This is a genomic window from Chlorogloeopsis sp. ULAP01 (assembly GCF_030381805.1).
GTDB lineage: Bacteria > Cyanobacteriota > Cyanobacteriia > Cyanobacteriales > Nostocaceae > Chlorogloeopsis.
In genome coordinates, this window is sequence record NZ_JAUDRH010000003.1 from 376,711 (window position 1) to 398,907 (window position 22,197).

The 22,197-nt window shown below is 40.0% G+C and carries 18 protein-coding genes; 6 read left to right on the forward strand and 12 right to left on the reverse strand.

The genetic code is table 11. From position 1 onward, the window contains the following. Positions 1-2: 2 nt before the first annotated feature. The gene (locus tag QUB80_RS07845) at positions 3-812 is read left to right on the forward strand and encodes a potassium channel family protein (protein WP_289788947.1); all 810 of its coding nucleotides are present in this window, start codon (positions 3-5) and stop codon (positions 810-812) included. 73 nt (positions 813-885) lie between these two features. On the opposite strand, the gene QUB80_RS07850 is transcribed toward QUB80_RS07845, so the two are convergent. The 3 genes from QUB80_RS07850 to QUB80_RS07860 form a co-directional block, all read right to left on the reverse strand. Beyond that, positions 886-1,758 (reverse strand): choice-of-anchor Y domain-containing protein, encoded by an 873-nt coding sequence (locus tag QUB80_RS07850; protein ID WP_289788948.1) that lies wholly within the window; start codon positions 1,756-1,758, stop codon positions 886-888. 325 nt (positions 1,759-2,083) lie between these two features. Continuing rightward, positions 2,084-4,456 (reverse strand): selenide, water dikinase SelD, encoded by a 2,373-nt coding sequence (selD, locus tag QUB80_RS07855; protein ID WP_289788949.1) that lies wholly within the window; start codon positions 4,454-4,456, stop codon positions 2,084-2,086. Between the two features lie 152 nt (positions 4,457-4,608). Further along, positions 4,609-4,959, reverse strand: coding sequence for a hypothetical protein (locus QUB80_RS07860; protein WP_289788950.1), 351 nt, complete (start codon positions 4,957-4,959; stop codon positions 4,609-4,611). A 275-nt stretch (positions 4,960-5,234) separates the two neighbouring features. Here QUB80_RS07860 and QUB80_RS07865 point away from each other — a divergent pair, with 275 nt between their 5' ends. After that, positions 5,235-5,912 carry a pentapeptide repeat-containing protein gene (locus tag QUB80_RS07865; protein ID WP_289788951.1) on the forward strand — a complete coding sequence of 226 codons (678 nt, stop codon included), beginning with the start codon at positions 5,235-5,237 and terminating at the stop codon, positions 5,910-5,912. Between the two features lie 132 nt (positions 5,913-6,044). Continuing rightward, on the forward strand, positions 6,045-7,457 hold the full coding sequence (locus QUB80_RS07870; RefSeq protein WP_289788952.1) for a pentapeptide repeat-containing protein: 1,413 nt from the start codon (positions 6,045-6,047) through the stop codon (positions 7,455-7,457). A 133-nt stretch (positions 7,458-7,590) separates the two neighbouring features. Here QUB80_RS07870 and QUB80_RS07875 read toward each other — a convergent pair whose 3' ends face one another. The 3 genes from QUB80_RS07875 to QUB80_RS07885 all read right to left on the reverse strand — a co-directional run bounded on the left by QUB80_RS07875 (position 7,591) and on the right by QUB80_RS07885 (position 10,851). Continuing rightward, positions 7,591-7,839, reverse strand: a complete 249-nt coding sequence (locus tag QUB80_RS07875; protein ID WP_289788953.1) for a hypothetical protein — start codon at positions 7,837-7,839, stop codon at positions 7,591-7,593. Positions 7,840-8,268: 429 nt separating this feature from the next. Continuing rightward, a complete protein-coding gene (locus QUB80_RS07880; RefSeq protein WP_289788954.1) occupies positions 8,269-9,108 on the reverse strand; it encodes a carbohydrate ABC transporter permease in 840 nt (279 codons plus the stop codon). Positions 9,109-9,927: 819 nt separating this feature from the next. Continuing rightward, the gene (locus QUB80_RS07885) at positions 9,928-10,851 is read right to left on the reverse strand and encodes a hypothetical protein (RefSeq protein WP_289788955.1); all 924 of its coding nucleotides are present in this window, start codon (positions 10,849-10,851) and stop codon (positions 9,928-9,930) included. Between the two features lie 250 nt (positions 10,852-11,101). On the opposite strand from QUB80_RS07885, the gene QUB80_RS07890 reads away from it, so the two are divergent. Then, positions 11,102-13,303 carry an ATP-binding protein gene (locus QUB80_RS07890; protein WP_289788956.1) on the forward strand — a complete coding sequence of 734 codons (2,202 nt, stop codon included), beginning with the start codon at positions 11,102-11,104 and terminating at the stop codon, positions 13,301-13,303. Between the two features lie 41 nt (positions 13,304-13,344). Here the strand turns inward: QUB80_RS07890 and QUB80_RS07895 are convergent, their stop codons facing one another. The 5 genes from QUB80_RS07895 to QUB80_RS07915 form a co-directional block, all read right to left on the reverse strand. Continuing rightward, positions 13,345-13,914 (reverse strand): 5-formyltetrahydrofolate cyclo-ligase, encoded by a 570-nt coding sequence (locus tag QUB80_RS07895; RefSeq protein ID WP_289788957.1) that lies wholly within the window; start codon positions 13,912-13,914, stop codon positions 13,345-13,347. Positions 13,915-14,028: 114 nt separating this feature from the next. Beyond that, positions 14,029-14,973, reverse strand: coding sequence for a GDP-L-fucose synthase family protein (locus QUB80_RS07900; protein ID WP_289788958.1), 945 nt, complete (start codon positions 14,971-14,973; stop codon positions 14,029-14,031). A gap of 24 nt (positions 14,974-14,997) precedes the next feature. Next, positions 14,998-16,077, reverse strand: a complete 1,080-nt coding sequence (gene gmd, locus QUB80_RS07905) for a GDP-mannose 4,6-dehydratase (RefSeq protein ID WP_289788959.1) — start codon at positions 16,075-16,077, stop codon at positions 14,998-15,000. Positions 16,078-16,520: 443 nt separating this feature from the next. Next, the gene (locus tag QUB80_RS07910; RefSeq protein WP_289789099.1) at positions 16,521-17,354 is read right to left on the reverse strand and encodes an undecaprenyl-phosphate galactose phosphotransferase family protein; all 834 of its coding nucleotides are present in this window, start codon (positions 17,352-17,354) and stop codon (positions 16,521-16,523) included. Positions 17,355-17,449: 95 nt separating this feature from the next. Then, entirely contained in the window at positions 17,450-18,601 is a 1,152-nt protein-coding gene (locus QUB80_RS07915; RefSeq protein ID WP_289788960.1) for a glycosyltransferase, read from the reverse strand. A 295-nt stretch (positions 18,602-18,896) separates the two neighbouring features. On the opposite strand from QUB80_RS07915, the gene QUB80_RS07920 reads away from it, so the two are divergent. Both QUB80_RS07920 and QUB80_RS07925 read left to right on the forward strand, forming a co-directional pair. Further along, complete coding sequence (locus QUB80_RS07920; protein ID WP_289788961.1) at positions 18,897-19,835, forward strand: NAD-dependent epimerase/dehydratase family protein; 939 nt, start codon at positions 18,897-18,899, stop codon at positions 19,833-19,835. 279 nt (positions 19,836-20,114) lie between these two features. Then, on the forward strand, positions 20,115-21,002 hold the full coding sequence (locus QUB80_RS07925; protein WP_289788962.1) for an SMP-30/gluconolactonase/LRE family protein: 888 nt from the start codon (positions 20,115-20,117) through the stop codon (positions 21,000-21,002). A 98-nt stretch (positions 21,003-21,100) separates the two neighbouring features. Here QUB80_RS07925 and QUB80_RS07930 read toward each other — a convergent pair whose 3' ends face one another. Then, complete coding sequence (locus tag QUB80_RS07930) at positions 21,101-22,033, reverse strand: DMT family transporter (protein WP_289788963.1); 933 nt, start codon at positions 22,031-22,033, stop codon at positions 21,101-21,103. Positions 22,034-22,197 lie beyond the last annotated feature (164 nt).

The window sequence follows — 22,197 nt, forward strand, 5'->3', positions numbered from 1 at the left end:
CTATGAGTAGCTTCATTCCATCTCACAAACAAGCTTTAGAAAAAGAGCGTAATGAAATCCTTCAGCAACTAGAAGAATGGCTGGAAATTCCAATGTTAGTACTTGCCTTTGTATGGCTAGGACTATTCGTGATGGAGTTAATCTGGGGACTAAATCCTTTGCTGGAAGTGTTTAGCACCACGATTTGGATAATTTTCATTTTTGATTTTTTGCTGGAGATGACATTATCACCCCGCAAGCTCCCCTATCTCAAACGTAATTGGATCACTGTTGTTTCTCTGTTCTTACCCGCTTTACGTATTTTCCGTATAGTTAAGGTGCTGCAAACGCTACAAACAGTAAGAGCGGTGCAAGGATTGCGGTTGCTGCGGGTAATGACAAGTACCAATAGAGGTATGCGGGCATTGAGTGCCACTTTTAACCGTCGTGGATTTGGCTACGTGGTAGTTTTAACGGTAATTGTCACGCTGGTTGGATCTGCGGGGATGTATGCATTTGAAAATCAGCTTCCCGATGGTTCTGGATTGAATAATTATGGTACTGCCCTGTGGTGGACAGCAATGCTAATGACAACAATGGGTTCGGAGTATTGGCCGAAAACACCAGAAGGTAGGGTACTGTGTTTTTTTCTGGCGTTGTATGCTTTTGCTATCTTTGGCTATGTAACAGCAACTCTAGCGACGTTTTTTATCGGTCGGGATGCAGACGATGACCAAGCGGAAGTAGCTGGTGTAAAATCAATTACGGCACTACATGATGAGATTGCTGCCTTGCGAGCAGAGATTCAGCAATTATTAGAGCGAGATTCTTAAAAATAAAAAGCGATCGCACTGCTATAGCTCACGTACCTGTAGATTACAGAACTCATCAGCTTGATAGATACTTTCATGACTTTTTCTTTTTCAGCAAAAGTTTTACAGTACCTCCTACAACTAAGGCTAAAGTACCAGGTGTAGTAGAAAAATCGAAGGGTACAGCAGCAGTGTTAGTAGTAAAACTTACAGCTTGAAGGTCGATGTTAGCTCGTGCAGATGTGGTATCATCTCCGAGAAAAAGAAAGTTAGAAGTTCTGTAAACATCACTTCCAAATCCGGTAGCTGTGGTGTAGTCACGTAACGAACCATTCAAGAGAGTAGTAGCACCACTACTGAGCGTATAGGAGTTACCAGAAATATTCAAATCATAAGTACTTAAGCTTGATAGCAAACTAGAAACGTTACTTACTTGTTCACCAACAGCATCAAAACTTGCATTAGCCTGAGAGAAAATATCACTAGTTCTAAAACCTATTTCTATTCCTTGCTTATCACTACTGAGAACTATGACGCTGAAGCCGGCGCGAGGATGACTTGGATCTTGAGTATCTACTTGGGAATTAATCCTCACAGTAAAACTCAGCTTATAACCAGCATTTCGATCTAGCGAGGGAAATGATGAGTTAACGAAGGTAGTAGGAGTGATATTAAAAAACGGAGACGTAGCACTTGGAGAAACTGCAACATTATAGTTGCTATAACCACCATATATAGCATTATTGTTACTCGCACTGGTATTCAAATTTGTTACACCACTGTTGATACTTTGGGTACCCCCATTCGGAGAACCAAAAATTAGCCAACTTAATGGTGCATTGTATTGATCGGGCGTCACGCCTGATGCGCCATCATAAAGAATTAATCCTCCATCCAAAGCCATTGCACGGTTAGCTGTCAGCAACATGGTTAATCCAATGGCAAAAGCAATTATTTTGTTTCTCATAATAATTTATGTATTCATCTAAGTAATTACAGCAATTTTCAAATGCAGCGATTATAAGTGATTGTACTAACACAATATTTATATACAATTACACCTATACACTACTTAAGCAATAATATTTATAATACTTAAGTATGCAATATTGCTTTTATATTGAAAATTTTCGCTTTATATTGACAAATATCTAGCAAAACTTGTAAGAATTACTTGCTTGTATTGTATAATATTAAACATAATAATGGCTAGCTTAAAATTAGAGCAAAATTTAATACATATATTTTAGGTGTTTATTAACACAGCGTACCCTACAAAGCGGGTTTATAGCTCATAGATTTTGTATTAGAGAGGAATAGTGAATGAGAGTAATGGGCTGTGTACCTGTAATATGTTTTGTGATTCGGGCGATCGCACAACTTGACTCATACCCCAAGGCTTTCAGTTCAGCCACACAGCTATCAGCTTGCTCCTCAGGAATGGATGCTAATAAACCACCAGAGGTTTGCGGATCGAATAGTAAAGGATAATTAGGGTGATCTTCCCATTGCTCAAAGTTGGCAATGTCACGTGAGGCGCGTAAATTTTCGGGATGAATTGAGCTAAAAATTCCTTTTTGTAAAGTTTCTCGTGCGCCTGGTAAAACTGGAATGGTTTCCAATTGCAACTCTACAGCCACACCAGAAGCTTGCACCATTTCCATTAAGTGTCCGAGCAAGCCAAAACCTGTAATATCAGTACAAGCAGTGGCTCCATATTTCATTAAACACGTAGCTACTACTTGATTTGACAACAACATTGATTCCACGGCAGCATCAATCCAACACCCTTTGGCTTGACGGTGCATATCAGCAGCAAATAACGTCCCCGTCCCCAGCGCTTTAGTTAAAATTAACACTTGCCCTGCCTGCATTCCGCCTTTACGCAAAAGTTTGTCAGGGTAAGCCAAACCATTACAGGTTAAGCCAAATGCCAGTTCTGTACCTTCAGTAGTATGTCCACCAATCAGAGGTGCTTGTGCTTGATTTAGCACTTTTACTGCACCGGATAATATTTGGTAAAGTGTTTCTTCGACTTTGGCAGGTGCAGCGTAGGGAATGGTGGCGATCGCTAATGCACTTTGAGGAGTTGCCCCCATTGCAAAAATATCGCTCAAGCAATGATTAGCACTAATTTGCCCAAAAACATAAGGATCATTAATCAAAGTGCGAAAATAATCTATCGTCTGTACCATTAATTGATCGGCTGGCACTTGCACCACCGCCGCATCATCTGGTGCATCCAAACCAATGATAATATCCTGTCTTTCTTCCCCAATCGGTTGTTCTAGCTTAATTTGGTAGAGAACTTTCTCTAGAACTGTACTACCGACTTTAGAACCACAGCCAGCACAGCGCATCCCATTGGGGATTGGGGATTGGGGATTAGGTATTGGGTACAGAAGAGGAAAGGGAGAGTGGGGCTGTGGGGGAGTTAGAGAGGGGAACTGTAGGAAGAATCCTTCTCCTAGTCCCCAGTCCCTAGTCCCTAGTCCCTTACTAAATCTTTCCATAAAGCGGCGATCAATCCAATCTTTCCAGTGCCACAAGAGTTTATGAGGTGGCAAGGTAAAAGAACCGCGTGTGGCGATCGCTTCTCCATTGCCTGTACCAATTAAACTTAAATATTGTTTCTGTGGTTTGTAGGGTTTGAGGGGTTTTCCTAACAAAATTCGCCTTAAGTTCTTAAACAAAGGTTTACCTTGCCGAACAGCAAATACTCCGGCTTTCGGACGAGGATAATTTACCATTGTGGCGATATCTCCAGCAGCAAATACCTGCGGGTGAGACAAAGATTGTAATCTATCGTTGACTAAAATAAAGCCTTGCTCATCAGTCGCTAATCCCGCAGCTTTTAACCATGAGGGCGCAGATGCCGCTGTCACCCAGAAAATGTGACTGCATTCCACAGTCAAGCCAGATTCACATATAACTTTATTCGGTTCGACTTGACATACACTTTCCCCTAAATGCACCCGAATACCACGATTAGTCAAAAGTTGGTTCACCAAATGCTGTACTGAGTGATGATAATTGGGCATTAATTCAGCATTTCGCTGAAACAAATGGATCTTGAGATTGGGAATCAAAGTTTCATCAGTCAATCCCCGCGTCCTTTTTTCTATCTCTAAATGAGCCTGCATCGATAGTGCTAATTCCACACCACCAGCACCTCCACCCACGATTCCGATAGTTAGCGATTCCTGCGGTTTTTGTGCAACATTTTCGACAATTTGATACCAGTGTTTCAATAATTTCGATACTGGTTTTGCCGGAACTGTATATTCTGCTGCTCCTGGTACGGATATCGTCGCTGGAGTGCTACCAATATCAATTGACAGTAAATCAAAAGTTACTGCCGGACGATGAGCGCAAATTACTTTGTTATTTTCTAAATCTAAACCTATGACTCGATCTATATACAACTGTGCTTGAGCAAATCTTGCTAAAGGTTGCAAGTCAATGTGGCATTCATCATGGTTATAGAATCCAGCAATGTGTCCTGGTAACATCCCAGAGTAGGGTGTATCATAGCTTTCAGTAATTAAAGTTATTCGCACTCCCGGTAAAGGTTTCATACCAAACATTCGCAGCACTATTGCATGAGTATGACCACCACCAATCAGCACTAAATCTTGAATAATAGGCTGTAAATTTTGCTGCATATTAATATTTGGCAAATACTTCTGTCCGAGCTACTACCATTGATTTAGTTATCTATAATGCTGTTAAGGTAGAAACCAGAATCAATAATATTCTAACTTCTGAATGTTAAGTTCAATGTCTCGTCAATATTTTAGATGCTTCACTCTGGCTCTTATCCTGGAACCGCAGGCACCTCTCGGAGCAAGTCGGGTTCGTTGTGTACAAATGTGATTTGTAATGTCCCTACTAATTCTTTATGTTTCAGCGTCGAGTTATTAGTAGGTATGAGTTGCTCTAGGCTCTGTTGACTCAAATGCAAATCTGTCTGTTGTAGAGAGGCAGCGAGTCTATCCAAGTTGGCACTCGGCACTTGAAAATTGATGCAGATTAAGATGTTTGAGTACAGGTGAAAGTCAGTAATCCAAGCTCCTACTTGGTTAATTGCCTCACTTACATGAGCTGTCGTCTTAATCCGTTCTGCTTTGGTGAAGCCATCCAGACGTAGAAACTGTTGCTCAAACACAAGCTAACCTCCGAAGTGAATCAGTTCTAATATAGAGGAGTAACGAGAAAGTCGTCTTCATCCTGCAAGCTCATCTACTTGGAGATATGAAGACAGTCTACTCCTAGATACCTTGGTGGGATAGCTCTTTCTGATCTGAAATTGGTACTATATATTAAGACGATAATAATCCTTTGAAAATTCAAGTATCAAAAATTATCATATATGTACTTTTGGATGCGATCGCCATCAATACTGCTAGGACAGATAACAATTAAGCTAGTGGAGATAAGATTTTGTTAGAGAAATTATTCTCTTGTAAACTTACTAATTGGCTAAGTAAACCAATATCTTCACCGAAGTTAGTTAAAAAAAAATTGGCGATCACACTACAAAATTTAGGTAATGAGAACATAGAAACCAGCTTGGCTGCAATTGATACCTTAGAAAAAATTTCTCAGGATTATCTACAGTACTATTGGGAAGTTATAAAAAATCTATCTGTTTTTGTACGAAACAATACCATCTTTCTTGACAAAGTAGAAATAGAGAGTAACCCATCATCAAAAATTCGTGCAGATATTCAAGCCGCTTTGAGTGTTATTGGTAGGAGAGATGCCACAAAAGATCCAAAAAGTCAGCAAATTGATTTAAGCTACACGGATATACGGGGAGTAAATCTTCACAACGCTAATCTAAAAGGTGTAAATCTCTATCAAGCTAACCTATCTGAAGCTAATCTTGTTGATGCAAACTTGCAGGAATCAGTTCTGAGTGCAGCTAATTTATCTGGTGCTAATCTAAGTGGTGCTAATCTCTCTAGGGCGATTTTGAATGCAGCAAATTTACGTGCAGCAAATTTGACTGGTGCCAACCTTACAGAGGCAAACCTGTTTCTAGCTAATCTTCATGGCACAAACCTTGATAGAGCAAATCTCGCTGGCACAAATTTAAGGGATACAAATATCTATTGAGCAGATATTTTTAATCATAGTTAAATCCTCAATTGTATTTTTTGATATATAGTTTCATTTTTGGATAAATGCTATAATCTTGCTCTTTATACTTCCCTCCACTCCTTATTTGTAATGAGGAATACTATTTTTATGTCTGCCAAAAAGACAGACACACTGAAAAGTTGTTTGATAGCAATAACAATACTATTGAGTCTGTCATCGGCTGCGATCATCTTTGTTGATTCGCAAGTTGAGGAATTGTCAACTGAACAAAAAATAGCAAACAAAAATCAAGCATTAACTACAACAGCCATATTTTTTCTCGGATTAGCAGTTATGGTTAATGCCTACTATGCAGCAAAGCGTGCGGAAGCGATTCAAAATAGTGCGATCGCTACTGAGAAAAATCATGAAATTAATATAAAAAATCTACAGCTAGCACAAGAGCAATTAATCGCAGAGCGCCTGATGACTGCAATTACTCAGTTAGGGCATGAGGATGTGGCAACACGAACAGGGGCAATTTATGTCTTAGAACAGGTTGCTCAAGATTCTCCAAAAGAATATTGGACAATTATGGAAATTATCTCTGCATTTGTGCGAGAGAAAGCTGGTATTAGAGAGGAACTAGCAAAAATACCGAGAACTTCTACTGATATCCAAGCAGCAATGACTGTGATTGGTAGACGTAATGTAGAGCAAGATCGAGAAAATCAGAAACTAGATTTACGGAATGCGGTGATCAGGCAAGTAGATCTAACGAATGCTAAACTACAAAGCCTTGATTTACGTGGAGCTGACTTGACAAGAGCACAATTGCGAGGAGCTGACTTGTTTGAGTCTAATCTTGAGAATGCCAGACTCTGCGGGACAATTCTCTACGAAGCTAATTTACGATCATGCAATCTACAAGCAGCTAACTTCAGTGGGGCGAACTTAAATCGAGCCAACTTAGCTGAAGCGAACTTACGTTCTGCTAATTTATCTGGGGCAAGTTTGCGTGCAGCTAATCTTTCGGGAGCAAATCTTTACAAAGCTAATTTGCAAGGAGCAAATCTAAAAGTTGCCAATCTCTCCAAAGCAAAGTTATTTCTTGCTAACTTACAAGGAGCAAAACTGGGTAAAGCTAAACTACAGCTAACTGGTCTAATTGGTGCTAACCTCAAAGGTGCTAACCTCAATGGCGCTGATTTGCAACAAGCAAACTTAAATGCTGCTAAACTCCAACAGACAGAGATATTTTTTGCGAACTTGGATAAAGCTAGCCTCAGAGAAGCCGATTTGTTGGGAGCAAATTTGATGGGAGCCAATCTCCAACAGGCAATTTTTCACGAAGCTAATCTCTGCGGTACAAATCTGATGGGAGCCAACTTATTTGGCGCAAATCTTGATGATGTTAAACTGCAAGGGGCTATCTTGAAAGGTGCTAAAAATTTGCAATCACAGCAAATTAAATTTGCAATAGGCGATCGCACAACTATTTTACCTGACTATCTCGAAGCTCCAGTTAATTGGATGCGATCGCAACACTCACAAACATCTGCAATGGAATCTGAAACTTGACTGAAAAAGTGCACTCAAAGCCACATTTTCAAACTTTCTTCCCTTCTGACTCCTGACTTGAAAGAGGGGTGTAGGGGAAAGAACCCTTGTTCATATTTGGTGATCAAGTTTTTTCATAGCGACTGCCTTCTACTTAAAACATTTGGCTATGTTCGTCATCCCAACATTTCCCATCATGCCAAGTTCTATTCGTATGTTCGCATTCTAACTTACTCTCAATCCAAGGAATTGATGTTGGGTGGCTGGAAGTAGAGGTTGAACTATTTGCTGCAAGCTGGGAACTGTAAAGCAGTATAAAAGTGAACGATGAAGTGCCAAAAGCAACTATGGCAAGAATCAAAAGATAAATTTTGCTCCTTTGGATTGGCTGTGGATAGCGCATAGTTTTGATATATTTTAATTGCGACAAACACAGTTATATATCTGCCTATCTTGGCATAATATTTTTCATACTTAATAAATATTACAGTCATCTTAATTAAATATATAAAAGTAGATGGAAATAAAGATTTTTCGTGAAGACTTAAGCAGAAGCCAGAGGTTATAACCCAGAATAGGATAGAGTTATAAGATTTCTCGCTTCTTTATAAGACTATATTGATTTTTCCTTCTACTTAGTTGTTCATTGTTTTTTATTTCACTATTATCTAGTTACAACGAACCAATAATTTTTGATTTTATAAGTATATATAATTAAGAATTTTCATCATTTATTGTTTTTTTTAATAAAGACTGTTGAATTTTTAATTACATAAAAATTTTTCTAAAAATTCAACAGTAATAGTACGTATTTTATCTTGTCACCAAATACTTATCCTTTCACCCCGCTACCAGTTTCTGTAGGTACAATATAACGTTGTAAAAATAAGAATAATAACAGTACCGGAGCGATAGAAATTACAGATCCAGCAGCTACCAAGCGCCAGTCTAGAGAAAATGTACCTGCTAGCTTTGCAACTCCCAAAGGAAGGGTATATAAATTTTCATCTTGAATGACAATTAAAGGCCAAAGAAAGTCACTCCATGAACCAATAAAAACAAAAATTGCCAGGGTAACCAGTGCTGGACGAATTGCTGGCAACATAACATACCACCACAAGCCTAACTCCGAGCAGCCATCCATACGTGCTGCTTCTTCCATCTCTTTGGGAACACTCATAAAAGCCTGCCGCAATAGAAAAATACCAAAGGCAGAAGCTAAACCAGGAAAAATCACGCCCAAATAAGTATTTCTCAAACCTAGCTGGACTGTCAAAATGTATAAAGGAATCATCACAATCTGAAAAGGAATCATGATTGTAGAGATGATCGCAATAAAAATCCAGTCTCTTCCCACAAAAGATAGCCTTGCCAAGGGATAAGCAGCTAAAGCACAAAACAGTAAATTTAAGCCTACAGTTAGCAACGCCACCAGGGTACTATTGAACAGGTACTGTCCAAAAGGATTGGTTTGCCACACCATAACAAAGTTCTCAAAAGTCGGTTGAGCTGGCAATAACTGCGGCGGCGACTGAAAAATATTTTCAGTTGGAGATTTCAACGCCGTACTCACAAGCCAAAGTAGGGGGAAGAGTGTCGCAGCTGCGATCGCTGCCAAAAATCCATACACCCCCAGAATTTTGAACTGTGAATTGCCACTCGAAGAATTCATACTAAACCTCTACAAAAGCTGCGCTCAGTTCACTCATCATAAATCTGTAGCTTATACCAATTTTGGATTGCCAAGTTTGTATCTGGTTGAGTTCTAAAACAGCCGAGACTTGGCTTTTGCACCATATCCTGAACATATTTGTGTTTTTTGTAATATTTTCTTAAGAATTAGATTGATTTTTAGTGTCAAGCTGGTAATCTAATAATTGATAGCAAGTAAAATTAACGACAGGCACACGTTAATACTCCAAAATTACGGACTATGGCTTGTGCCTCCTGCCTGAGTCTAACGCAGTGATACTTTGCTTCCCTAAAACATTCAACAAGAAAGATTATCAAGCGTAACATCAGATTTGCACTGTTCTGATTTTTGTTAAGAGAGTGCTTGTGTAATCATGCAGAATTCTCAACTGCAAGTTTCTTGTAAACACTAGGATGTACGTAGGCAAGTTAGTTCCCTGTGTACGATGTCCACCCTTAATTGTAATTACTCCCATCAATCAATTTTTGCAGATCGCAATTTATCATTTTAATTGCGAGTATGCCATGAATTGCCTTAAGTCTAGCAGCCGTCTGCTAGACTTAATTTTTATTAAATAGCTAATATACTCTTTCTCTTACTCTGCATTTTGTGTGTTTTTACAGCAAATTTTAATTATTTCAACCACAATTTTTCGTAGGGGCGGGTTTTGTTTTAATCTCTAGCTTAAGCCGAAAGGATAACTGCTAAAGCCGCCCTTACAGTATCATGTGGTCTATTAATCTGAAAATAGCTGTAAATTATATATTTTTAAGAAAAAGAGAAAGGCATCACAAGGTATCACTTAGAGTTAATAAATACCTCAATACTATTAACGATAAGTTGTCTTTCTTCATGGCTAAAACCTGCATCACACTCATTTAGTAGCAGTTTATTTCCTGATTTTAATATGAGATTAAATAATAAAAATATACCTACAATATCACTTAATGGATGTTGAGTAATTTGTTTAGAAAACCAAAACCATCTTTGGCGAGTTATAGTTAGGCTATTTACTTCTTTATCGAAAGTATAGGTATTATATGGAACAGCTACTAGTATAAGAAAAGTGAATAAAGTAAAAAAAGACGCCATACCAAAAGAAAATACCAAAAACCCTTCTTGCTCATTTTTCAACTTCAAAGAGTTTTCCAAAGGCTTTTCTAAAAATTGATTAATAGAAGATGCTATATTCTGTAATTTTTTATAGTGATATTTATCTTTACCGGAATACGAAAATGTTTCAAAGGCAGTTGTCCCAATATTTGTAATAAAAAACAATTGGTAATTATCAATATTTTTACCATTTTTATTAATCTCGACTTTATCAATCACCGCATTCTTTAAACCAGAAATTATTTTTCTACTCTTTCTATCAATCAAGTTTATTTCCACTACATCACAAATCACAGTACCTTTATTATGATTTGTTGCTAAATTATAAGTCTGTGCAACAAAACGATTACAACTCAAGGTTGTTGCAAACGGAAATATAAAAATAGCAATTATATTTATAATTGCGATTACAAATGGAAAAGCAGCAAAAAATAAACTAAAAACTCTCAAAAAGACAAATCTAATTTGAAATATAAGTTTCGTAGAAGTTTGTTCAAAATTTTCTACATTTGAACGAACGAAAGGTGGATAGAATATTATCAATACAATGCTGATAAAAATTAAAGTAAAAAACCACGCAATCAATTGAGACGAAGTGCTTTCTTGCATAGATAAAATAGATATGTTTTATTGAATATTTTTTATTAAACGAGTATATCTTTTCTCTAATATGTCTTGCCACCTGCCTTGACCATAAATTTTTTCATACTATCCAAATGCTCAACAGAACCATACAGAACCATATTGATGTTGATTGTATAACTTCTGTGGGAATACTAAGTTTACGAGTATAAAGTTTTGCCTATTCACTAACAGGCGAACCACTTACTCAGAAAAAACGTTTGAGAAAAACAGACTGATGAAGAGGCTTCACTCCAGCAAAGTCAAAGCTTTCCCATTACAGCTTGTTCTTGTTGTTCCATTTGTCTTACAAATCTTTGGAGCAGTGGGTTTAGTCGGCTACCTGTCCTTTAAAAATGGACACAAAGCTGTGAACAACTTGGCAGATCAGTTAATGAATCGAACGAGTAGCATAGTAGATCAACACCTAAATTCCTATTTGTCTATCCCCCATAGGGTGAACCAAATTAATGCTGATGCGATACAGATGGGATTATTGGATGTGCGCGATCGCAAAACCATCGGCAAGTATTTCTGGAAACAGATGCAGGCGTATGACTTGTCTTACATCGGTATTGGACTGACAACAGGTGAAGGGGCTGGAGCAGGACGCTATGACGGTAAAACTGTCACGATCGATGATTGGGGTGCCAAACCTCCAAACAATTGCTACACCTACGCTACTGATGAACAGGGCAATCGTACCCGTGTTATTACTATTTATGATTGGGACAACTTCAGTATGTCCTGGTATACAGAACCTGTCAAAGCAGGTAGAGCTATCTGGTCGCGGATTTACACCTGGAATTATCCCAATCATCCATACATAGTTGCCTCTGCCGGCCGACCCATCTATGATGCACAAAATCGATTGCTGGGGATGGTTGGCGCAGATATCCATCTGTTGAAGCTAAGTGAGTTTTTAAGACGTTTGGATGTCAGCCGCAATGGACAGGTTTTTATTCTGGAGCGGAATGGGATGCTAATAGCCAACTCTAGCACTCAACAACCCTTTACTTTGGTCAAAAATAATATTGAGCGGTTGAAAGCCACAGACAGTTCTGATCCAACAGTTCAGGGCATTGCTAAACAACTCCAGCAATCCTTAAAGGGGTTCCAGTCCATTACTAAACCCAGAAAATTGCAACTGAACTGGCAAGGAGAAACACATTTTGTTTATGTTACCCCTTGGCGTGATCAATATGGACTGGATTGGCTAGTGGTGGTTAGCGTGCCGGAACACGCTTTTATGGCACAAATCAACGCCAATACCCGCACTACCATTTTGCTCTGTATAGGGGCATTGGCTGTGGCAACACTGATGGGCTATTTCACCTCCCGTTGGATTACACAGCCGATTTTGCGAATAAATCTAGCAAGTCAGGCAATGGCATCCGGCAATTTAGAGCAGACACTAGACAACAGCAGTGTCCAAGAATTAAACACACTTGCCCACTCCTTTAATCACATGGCAGGGCAATTGCGCGAATCCTTTACTGCCTTAGAGAACAGTAAAGCAGAACTAGAAGATCGGGTAGAAGAACGCACTAGCGAACTCAAAACCGCCTTAAGTGAGTTGCAACGCACCCAAGCACAAGTTGTTCAAAGCGAAAAAATGTCAAGTTTGGGTCAACTAGTAGCAGGTGTAGCCCATGAAATCAATAATCCGGTGAACTTTATTCACGGCAATATTACTCACCTGAATGAATACACTCAAGATTTGCTGCGGATGATCCAGCTATACCAGCAACGCCACCCCAGCAATGATCCAGAAATTCAAGCGCTAGCCGACGAAATCGATTTGGAGTTTCTGATTGGTGATTTAAAGAAAATGCTGTCTTCGATGAAAATCGGGACTAATCGAATTCGGACGATAGTCTTATCGTTGCGTAACTTTTCCCGCATGGATGAAGCGGAATTTAAAACAGTTGACATTCATGAGGGGATTGAAAGCACGCTGTTGATTTTGGCACACCGTCTCAAAGAAAAATCAGAACGTCCGGCAATAGAAGTGATTCGAGATTATGCCAACTTACCCCAAGTAGAATGCTATCCCGGACAACTCAATCAAGTGTTGATGAATATTCTGGTGAATGCAATCGATGCCCTCGATGAGGTAAATGCCAAGCGCACCCACCAGGAAATAGAGGAAACTCCAAGTCAGATAACTATCCGTACTTCAGTCATTGACTCACAGTCTGTAGAAATTGCGATCGCCGACAACGGATCGGGAATGCCAGAGCAGGTTAAAAATCGTATTTTTGATCCTTTCTTCACCACCAAACCCGTAGGTAAGGGAACAGGAATGGGCATGGCGATTAGCTATCAAATTATTACTGAAAAACATGGTGGTCAATTAGAATGTTTTTCTACCCCTGGCAAAGGAACAGAGTTTATAATGCAATTGCCGATTAGACAGCGAGTTTGTCAGGCAGTCTAAAAGCTTAACTTACAGAATTAATCTCATCTAATCCAGTTCAGTTAAGATTTCACAGCATCAAAATGGATATACTTTAATCCAGTTTCTGTACAAACAGCACCTAAAGGTTTATCCCAAGATTCAATCGGTAATTGAGGTAAATAAGCAAAATCAAAAACAATGCCAATAGTAGTTTTATTAGCCCACTCAGGTACCGCCAACAAGCGATCGTAATATCCCCCACCGTAACCCAAGCGATAACCTTGATAGTCGCAAGCAACACAAGGCACGAGAATTAAATCTACTTCAGTAGAATCTATTGTTGGGGCATGAGGATGGGGTTCGCTAATGCCGTAAGCTCCAATTTGTAAAGAGTCCTTTGGTGTCCAAATGTGCCAGTATAGGTAATCGCCAACGCAGCGAGGAAACCCCCAGATTTTATTATTGCCAAACAAAAAGCTCAAATCAGGTTCTTGGCGAAAGCTGAAATAAGCCAGGATTGTTTTTGCTTGAGTAAATAAGGTTGATGTGAGCAGGTGGGTGCAAATGCGATCGCTCTTTTGTTTGTATTCTGTAACTGACATTAATTGACGTTTTTTTAACAGCGATCGCCGTAGTTGTGTTTTTTCCATTCAATTATGCATAGAAAATTAACCAAGAAGAAACAAAGACACCAAAGAAACATTTATGTGTATCTTGGTGCCTTCGTGGTTATATTATGCCTAATTTAATTTGACATATTAAACTTAAGCAGCATTTTGCCGCCACCAGTCAATCGTATTCTTCAACCCTTTTTTCAAGTCCACTTGAGCAGTAAAACCAAAGGCTTTCTCTGCCCTTTGTGTATTCAAGCAACGGCGTGGTTGTCCGTTGGGCTTGTCAGTTTCCCAAACAATTTCGCCATCAAATTCCATCAATTCACAAATCAGATTAATCAAATCGCGGATCGAGATTTCATAACCTGTTCCCAAATTAACTGGTTCGGGTTCGTTATAAAATTGAGTACCCATCACAATTCCCCGTGCCGCATCCTCAGAATAGAGAAACTCACGGGTAGGGCTACCATCACCCCAAACAGAAATTTTCTTCTCTCCCTTAATCTGGGCGTCGTGAACTTTGCGAATTAAGGCCGGAATCACATGAGAACTTCTAGGATCAAAATTATCTTCTGGCCCGTATAAATTTACAGGTAAAAGATAAATACCGTTAAAGCCGTACTGTTGGCGGTAAGCTTGCAACTGTACTAACAAAGCTTTTTTTGCTACTCCATAGGGGGCGTTAGTTTCCTCTGGATAGCCATTCCATAGGTTGTCTTCGTTAAATGGTACCGGAGTAAATTTGGGATAAGCACAAATAGTGCCTATACAGATAAATTTTTCTACGACCGCTTGATAGGCAGCATGAATCAGCTGAGTTCCCATCATCAAGTTATCGTAGAACAATTCGGCGGGTTTTTCGCGGTTGAGACCGATACCACCAACGTGGGCTGCAAGGTGAATGACAATATCTTGCTGATCAACTGCACGTTGGCAGTTTTCCATCAAACGCAAATCGCAATCGCGCGATCGCGGCACCGTGATTTTCTCCCGATTTGCTCCTGCTTTCACGAGACAATCTATCACCTGACGTCCAAGAAAACCAGAGCCTCCGGTGACTAGAATCCTTTTATTATTAAGTTCTAAGGCCTTCATTATTTGATATTTTGCTCGTGTTTTTTACAAGTGCAGCACGCCCAACTCTTGCCGAATCATCGCATTGTCTTTAATTGCTTTGACTACATTGCCATTGGGAGAAGTCAACCCCAAGGCTTGTAAGTCTGCTTCTACCATTAAGGCGACTAGTTCTTCAAATGTTACCGAAGGTTTCCAACCCAATTTTTGCCGTGCTTTTGCAGAATCACCAATTAACAACTCTACTTCTGCTGGGCGGAGATAGCGTGGATCGAACTCCACAAACTCTTGCCAATCAAGATTTACATAACTAAATGCAAGTTCTAGAAATTCTCGGACTGAGTGAGTTTCACCAGTGGCAATCACGTAGTCTTCAGGCTCATCTTGTTGTAGCATCATCCACATTGCCCTAACGTAATCCTTGGCGTAACCCCAATCACGTTTGGCATCTAAATTGCCCATATAAAGCTTTTTCTGTCTACCACCAAAAATCCGAGCGACTGCCATTGTGATCTTACGCGTCACAAATGTTTCACCCCGACGTGGAGATTCATGGTTAAAAAGTATGCCATTGCAAGCGAACAAGCCGTAAGATTCCCGATAGTTTACCGTTTGCCAGTGAGCGTAAACTTTAGCGCAAGCATAAGGACTACGAGGATAAAAGGGTGTTGTTTCTTTTTGAGGTACCTCTTGTACCAAACCAAACATTTCTGAAGAACCAGCTTGGTAGAACCGCACTTGAATCCCGGTACGATGCTGATAATCACGGATCGCTTCCAACAAACGCAGCGTTCCCATTCCAACTGCGTCTGCTGTGTATTCGGGTGAATCAAAACTTACCCTAACGTGGGATTGCGCACCCAAGTTATAAATTTCGGTTGGCTGCACTTCTTCTAAGATGCGACGTAGTGTAGTGCCGTCAGTCAAGTCACCATAGTGAAGAAACAGTCGCACTCCCTCTTTGTGAGGATCTTCGTAAATGTGATCGATACGGTCTGTGTTGAATGTTGAAGTCCGGCGAATAATACCATGAACTTCGTAACCTTGTTCAAGTAAAAACTCGCTCAAATAGGAGCCATCTTGACCGGTAATACCAGTAATTAAAGCTCGCTTCGGTTGCGTCATGCTCAATTGCCCTTATCCTTTTGATGATATTTATACAAGCGACTTCGTACAAACTAGCAAGTAATTACTTTGTTGCCCAATGGGAAACCTACGAATTTCGCTTGTTTCTTAGCCACTTTAACTCAGTAAATACGCTGATTTTAAAATAACTTTAAGGTTATTACCTAGCAAATCGGCAAAAAATTGTTGATATCCAGCAGATAGTAGTTTTACTCTTTACTAATAATTTATATATTGAAAGATTTCATTAAGAATAAATTAAATTTAAGTAGTTTTGGTAGCAAATAAAACACCAGAAATGGGAAAAAGCTTAAAGTCTATCAGATAGATAAATTCTGAAATTTTGACTATCTAAAATTTCGCAGTGAGAGATTAATCAATGTGTGAAGAGTTGACTTCTGGGGTTATTGACTGCCCCAGAAAATCATTGTAGTGCTAATCTTTCAGTAAGCTCCGTTATCTTTGGGCAGAACGACTACACGGACAGTTTTCAAAATAATCCATAAATCGAGCCACAAATTCCTGAATTTGACATAATGCAGGTCTATTTGAACCCGTCGGGGATAGGGAATGTCATTGCGACCAGAAACTTGCCATAATCCAGTGATGCCAGGCCGGATTGTTAAAATCTCATCGATATGACAACCGTACTTTGGTAATTCTTCCGATACTAGAGGTCTAGGTCCAACAACACTCATGTCCCCTTTTAAGACATTCCAGAACTGGGGAAATTCGTCTAGGCTAGTAATTCGCAAAAATTTTCCAATTTTTGTAATCCGAGGATCGTGCTTGAGTTTAAAACTGCTTTCAAATTCTTTGCGCAACTCAGGTGATGTATCCATCATTTGCATGAGGATTTCGTCGGCATTGCTCACCATTGTGCGGAACTTGATACAGTTAAATGACTTGTAGTTTTTACCAACCCGTTCTTGGACATAAAAAATAGGGCCGTTTGAACTGAGAGCAATCAACGAGGCCAATATTAAGTAGACGGGGGAAAACAAAATCAGCACAGAGAGCGAAAAAATTATATCGAACAGGCGTTTACCAAACTCTCCGTTTAAAGCCTGAAGGGAAAAACCTTTGAGCTTAACTTTACGCGTCTTTCTGGGTTGACCGCGTTTTAAGAACGTACGCGATCGCCCAATTGACGTCAACCTCGTTTCGTTGGGTTGCGTCAGTACTTCGGACGGGGTAACACTGTTTGAAAAAGAGCGCCCCGTGCCAGATGTGCTACGCGATCGCTTGCCGGAGAGGAGTGAGCTCTGGGCAGTCATCATAATCCTTAATAATCCACACCACACATAGTCCCAATCTTAAAGCCAAAAGCAGGTGTTTCTGGGAGCTTTTTTGCAAAACCCTGCACTAAAAATTAACTTTGTATGCTACTCAAGGTTTTCTGTTCAATACATTTGTGTAAAAATTCTAGATAACGCTGGGAAAAAATTTGGCGAGAAAACTGATTAGCGTGCGATCGCGCATACTCTGGATTGAATTTACCTTGATAAGCTTCAAAGATTTCTGTGGCTTCTACCAAAGCTGCTTCTGTCTGTTTCTCAAACAAAACACCTGTTCCTGTTTCTTTCCAATCACGAATGTCTCGCACTGTTTCTTTGGCACCGCCGATACCATAAGCAATTACAGGTGTGCCACAAGCTTGGGCTTCTACTAAGGCAATACCAAAATCTTCACAAGCCGCATACACAAATCCTTTGGCATGAGCCATATATTTTTTAACAACCGCATCGGGTTGCCATCCCAGTATTTGTATATTAGAGTTTGCTATCTCACGGATTTTTGTCATTTCTGCTCCTGTGCCAATTACTACTAGTTTTTTTTGCATTTGGTTAAAAGCCCGAATTATTAAAGATACTTGTTTGTAACTTACTAACCGGGAAACAGTCAGATAAAAATCCTCTTTTTCAGGAATAAAAGGAAAACTCTCGATATCAACAGGCGGATAAATAACAGTTGCTTCTCGGCGGTAACAGCGCCAAATCCTACGAGCCGTGTGCTGAGAGTTAGCAATAAAGTAATCAACACGATTGGCGCTAATTACATCCCACAAACGCAAATGGTGCAATAAATACCGCGTAATCCAACCAGGTATACCACTGCCTAGTTTGCTGTGGCGCAGATAATCAAAAGTCAAGTCCCAAGCATAGCGCATGGGACTGTGGCAGTAACAAATATGTAACTGATTGGGAGTAGTCAGAATACCTTTAGCGACGGCGTGAGAGGAAGAGAGAATGACGTCATATTCCCGCAAATCGAGTTGTTCAATGGCAAAGGGTAAAAGAGGTAAATAATTTTGTACTCCTTTGCGGGCGAAGGGACAATGCTGGAGAAACGTCGTACCAATTTGACGCTTGTATAGATAACTTTCTGGGTTGCTGGATTCAAAATCGATGAGGGCATATAAGTCCGCATCTACGTGATTGAGGATTTCCCGTACAACTTGTTCTGAACCGCCAGTGGCTTTAGGTGTCAGCCACTCATGCACTAAAGCATATTTCAAGGGCACAGCTAACTTTTGATAAGTGGTTTAAAAAATTAGATAAATAATGAGATTAACTGAAAAGTTTCCCTTTGTAATCAAAAAATGGGAAATGCCCCATATCAGTTAAAAGACGTAACTCCTCCAAAATAAGTTCCACAAATGTCGCAACCTGATAATCTCAGATTAGGGATTAGGTATCGGGGATTGGGTATTGGTGATTGGGTATTAGGATTTTTAATTCCTAGTCTCCTGCTCCCTGTCACCTGTCCCCTGTCCCCTGTCCCCTGTCCCTGATGAACGAGATAGGAATTGGGGATTTATGCGAATTCTGATTATGGGTGGCACTCGTTTCATAGGTGTCTATTTGACTCAACTGCTAGTACAAAAAGGACATGAGGTGGTGTTGTTCAATCGCGGCAATCGTCCTGCACCAGTTGAGGGTGTAGAACAAATTACAGGCGATCGCACAGACGCTACTCATCTCAAAGAAAAACTTGCTAGAGAAAATTTTGATGCTATTTTTGATAACAACGGGCGGGAACTCAGTGATACTCAACCACTGGTAGAAATTTTTCAAGACCGTGTGCAGCATTTTATATATATGAGTTCTGCTGGAGTATACCTCAAATCAGACCAGTTACCTCATGTTGAAGGCGATCCAGTTGATCCTAAAAGCCGTCATCGGGGTAAACATGAAACAGAAGCTTATCTAAAGGAAGTGGAAATTCCTTTTACTTCTATTCGCCCGACTTATATCTATGGCCCCCAGAACTACAATGATTTAGAAGCTTGGTTTTTTGATCGGATTGTGCGCGATCGCCCCGTTCCTATTCCTGGCAATGGACTGCATATTACCCAGTTAGGACACGTCAAAGATTTGGCAGGGGCAATGACAAAAGTTTTAGATAGTTCTCAATCGATTCAGCAGGTTTACAATGTCTCTGGCGATCGCTTTGTTACGTTTGATGGTTTAGCACGTGCTTGTGCTGTTGCTGCTGACAAATCTCCGGATGAAATTAAAATCGTGCATTATGATCCGAAAAAATTTGATTTCGGTAAGCGCAAAGCTTTTCCCCTAAGGATGCAGCATTTCTTTGCTTCAGTAAATAAAGCAATGACACAATTGAATTGGCAGCCTGAGTACGATTTGATTTCTGGATTAGAAGACTCGTTCCAGAATGATTATCTGGCATCAGGAAGAGACAAGACAGAAATTGATTTTTCTGTAGATGAAGAGATTTTACAAGTAAATAGCTAATGGTTACTTGTTAACTGTAGCTGCTGATGAGTATCAGCACTCTTCCTGAGGCTGATACCCAATTTCGTTAATATATATACATATTGCTCCACCTAACTGATGCTTTCCTACAAAAGTTTCAGGCGTTAATATATCGTATTGGACGAGAAACAGAAGTCTTGGAGCAACCATTAACCCTATCAGGACGAAGATGTATTGCCAGGGTTTGTATTGAATTTACACTTTGTATGGAATTAAGCTAAATAAGGCGATCGCTTTGTCAGTTTTTTGGTTTAGCTTATGTCTGTGATCAATTCACCTCAGTATAAACTCAACAATATTTTGACAGCGCGTGCTCGTTTGGGAGAATGTCCTGTTTGGGATTCAACCAACAAGTTGCTTTATTGGGTTGATATTTACAACCATCGAGTTAACCAGTTTAATTCTGTGACTGCACAGAATGTATTTTTTGATGTTGGAGATGTAGTTGGCTCAGTTGCTCTCGCGGGTGCGAATCGGTTAATTATTGCACTGCGGCATGGTTTGGCATTTCTCAACACCCAATCAGGTGAGGTAACGCCTATTATCCAAGTAGAAGCAGATATGCCTGATAATCGCTTAAATGATGGTAAATGTGATCCTCAAGGCAGATTTTGGTTTGGTTCCATGTGTCCTGGTAAAACTCAAGGTAGCCTTTATCGTTACGATCCTGATGGTTCATTGCATGTGATGGAAACAGGGCTGACAATCTCTAATGGATTAGGCTGGAGTCCCGATCAAAATACATTTTACTTGGCTGATTCTGACCAACAAAAAATTTATGCTTACAATTTTGATGCTGAAACAGGTAATATTCGCGATCGCCGCATTTTTGTGGATTTAACGAATGAATCTTTTTATCCTGATGGGCTAACGGTTGATAGTGAGGGGCATATCTGGGCGGCAATGTGGGATGGGTGGTGCGTAATTCGCTTTAACCCCGAAGGTGAAGAGATGGGGCGGATACCCCTACCTGTACAGCGTCCTAGTTGTTGTACTTTTGGTGGTGAAGACTTGCAGACACTTTACATCACCACTGCTTCAGTCGGACTCAGCGAAGAGGAGATCCAAAAAAGTTTTTACTCTGGTGATTTGTTTGCTCTGCCAACTGAGATTACCGGATTGCCCGCTTATGACTTTCTGGGTTAAAACAACAGATGAAGACATAGTTCTCGTTACCAGATTGAACCTGGTAACGAGGGTTAAAATCCAATTCCCAATCCCCAATCCCCAGTCCCCAATCCCTTTTACTTAAAATAAAATAGCAATCCTGTTCCAGCGATCGCCATTGCGACACCTGCGATCGCTCTCCAGGTAATTTTCTCACCCAACCACATAGCGATCGGGATAATAAATACTGGGCTAGTTTGCAGCAGAGTTGAAGCAACTCCCGCAGCAGTGAATTTCAAAGCTGTTTGCTGTAACCAAATTCCTAAATAAGTTCCGCAAAAAGCTGCAAAAAAAATTCCAAATATGACTTGTGATGATTTCCACTCAGGGTAGAGCAATCTCCTATTCTGACGCCCCAAAAAAGATATCCAAATCAGCAAAATCAATACTCCTGCACTCAATCGCAATAAAGCAGCCCATAAAGGACTAATGTTGGTATCAGCGAATGCTGCACGAGAGAAAACAGTTCCTGTGGCATTTGTTATTGCTGTTAACACACCTAAGCCAATTCCGCGCCCTAGATGTGTTGTCATGCGATCGCCCAGATCGGGAGTACGTTCTGTCACTACCCAAGCAACTCCTGCAATTGTGAGTAAAATACCGTACCAAGCACTGAGATTTAGCCGTTCTTGAAGGAAAATTTCGCTCGCGATCGCTGCTATGGGTGGCGCAAGAGTTCCCATCAGCAAGGCACGACGCGCGCCTATTGTATTGATAGTGGCAAAGAAAGCTGTATCTCCTAAGCCAATGCCGATAATGCCGCTAAATAACAGTAGAGAAAGAGACACAGGAGCAATATTGGGTAATAATTCGCCCCTGATTGCGATCGTCACCAGAAGCAGAGCGATCGCAACTATACCTTTAATCAAATTCAGTTGTAATGGTGGGATGCGCTCTCCTAAACGCCCATACACTACAGATGCGATCGCCCACAAACAGGCAGCAGATAAAGCCGCTATTTCACCTTGAAAAGCTGTAAATGATGATTTTAACAAAATATTAAAAATCATCTCTACCCCTTTTCAAAAACAAAAAAAATTTCATATTTTTAAGATAAATACCTGTATAAACATTAGCACTCAATGCTCATTACTGCTAAATTTTGATGGCACAAATATTAGCACTCATACTACTTCAGTGCTAAGACTTCCCTAAAATTACTACTGATGATATA

Coding starts and splice junctions, on each gene's coding strand:
- QUB80_RS07845 (WP_289788947.1), top strand. CDS start 3: ATGAGTAGCTTCATTCCATCTCACAAACAAGCTTTAGAAAAAGAGCGT.
- QUB80_RS07850 (WP_289788948.1), bottom strand. CDS start 1,758: ATGAGAAACAAAATAATTGCTTTTGCCATTGGATTAACCATGTTGCTG.
- selD (WP_289788949.1), bottom strand. CDS start 4,456: ATGCAGCAAAATTTACAGCCTATTATTCAAGATTTAGTGCTGATTGGT.
- QUB80_RS07870 (WP_289788952.1), top strand. CDS start 6,045: ATGTCTGCCAAAAAGACAGACACACTGAAAAGTTGTTTGATAGCAATA.
- QUB80_RS07875 (WP_289788953.1), bottom strand. CDS start 7,839: ATGCGCTATCCACAGCCAATCCAAAGGAGCAAAATTTATCTTTTGATT.
- QUB80_RS07880 (WP_289788954.1), bottom strand. CDS start 9,108: ATGAATTCTTCGAGTGGCAATTCACAGTTCAAAATTCTGGGGGTGTAT.
- QUB80_RS07885 (WP_289788955.1), bottom strand. CDS start 10,851: ATGCAAGAAAGCACTTCGTCTCAATTGATTGCGTGGTTTTTTACTTTA.
- QUB80_RS07890 (WP_289788956.1), top strand. CDS start 11,102: ATGAAGAGGCTTCACTCCAGCAAAGTCAAAGCTTTCCCATTACAGCTT.
- QUB80_RS07895 (WP_289788957.1), bottom strand. CDS start 13,914: ATGGAAAAAACACAACTACGGCGATCGCTGTTAAAAAAACGTCAATTA.
- QUB80_RS07900 (WP_289788958.1), bottom strand. CDS start 14,973: ATGAAGGCCTTAGAACTTAATAATAAAAGGATTCTAGTCACCGGAGGC.
- gmd (WP_289788959.1), bottom strand. CDS start 16,077: ATGACGCAACCGAAGCGAGCTTTAATTACTGGTATTACCGGTCAAGAT.
- QUB80_RS07910 (WP_289789099.1), bottom strand. CDS start 17,354: ATGACTGCCCAGAGCTCACTCCTCTCCGGCAAGCGATCGCGTAGCACA.
- QUB80_RS07920 (WP_289788961.1), top strand. CDS start 18,897: ATGCGAATTCTGATTATGGGTGGCACTCGTTTCATAGGTGTCTATTTG.
- QUB80_RS07925 (WP_289788962.1), top strand. CDS start 20,115: ATGTCTGTGATCAATTCACCTCAGTATAAACTCAACAATATTTTGACA.
- QUB80_RS07930 (WP_289788963.1), bottom strand. CDS start 22,033: ATGATTTTTAATATTTTGTTAAAATCATCATTTACAGCTTTTCAAGGT.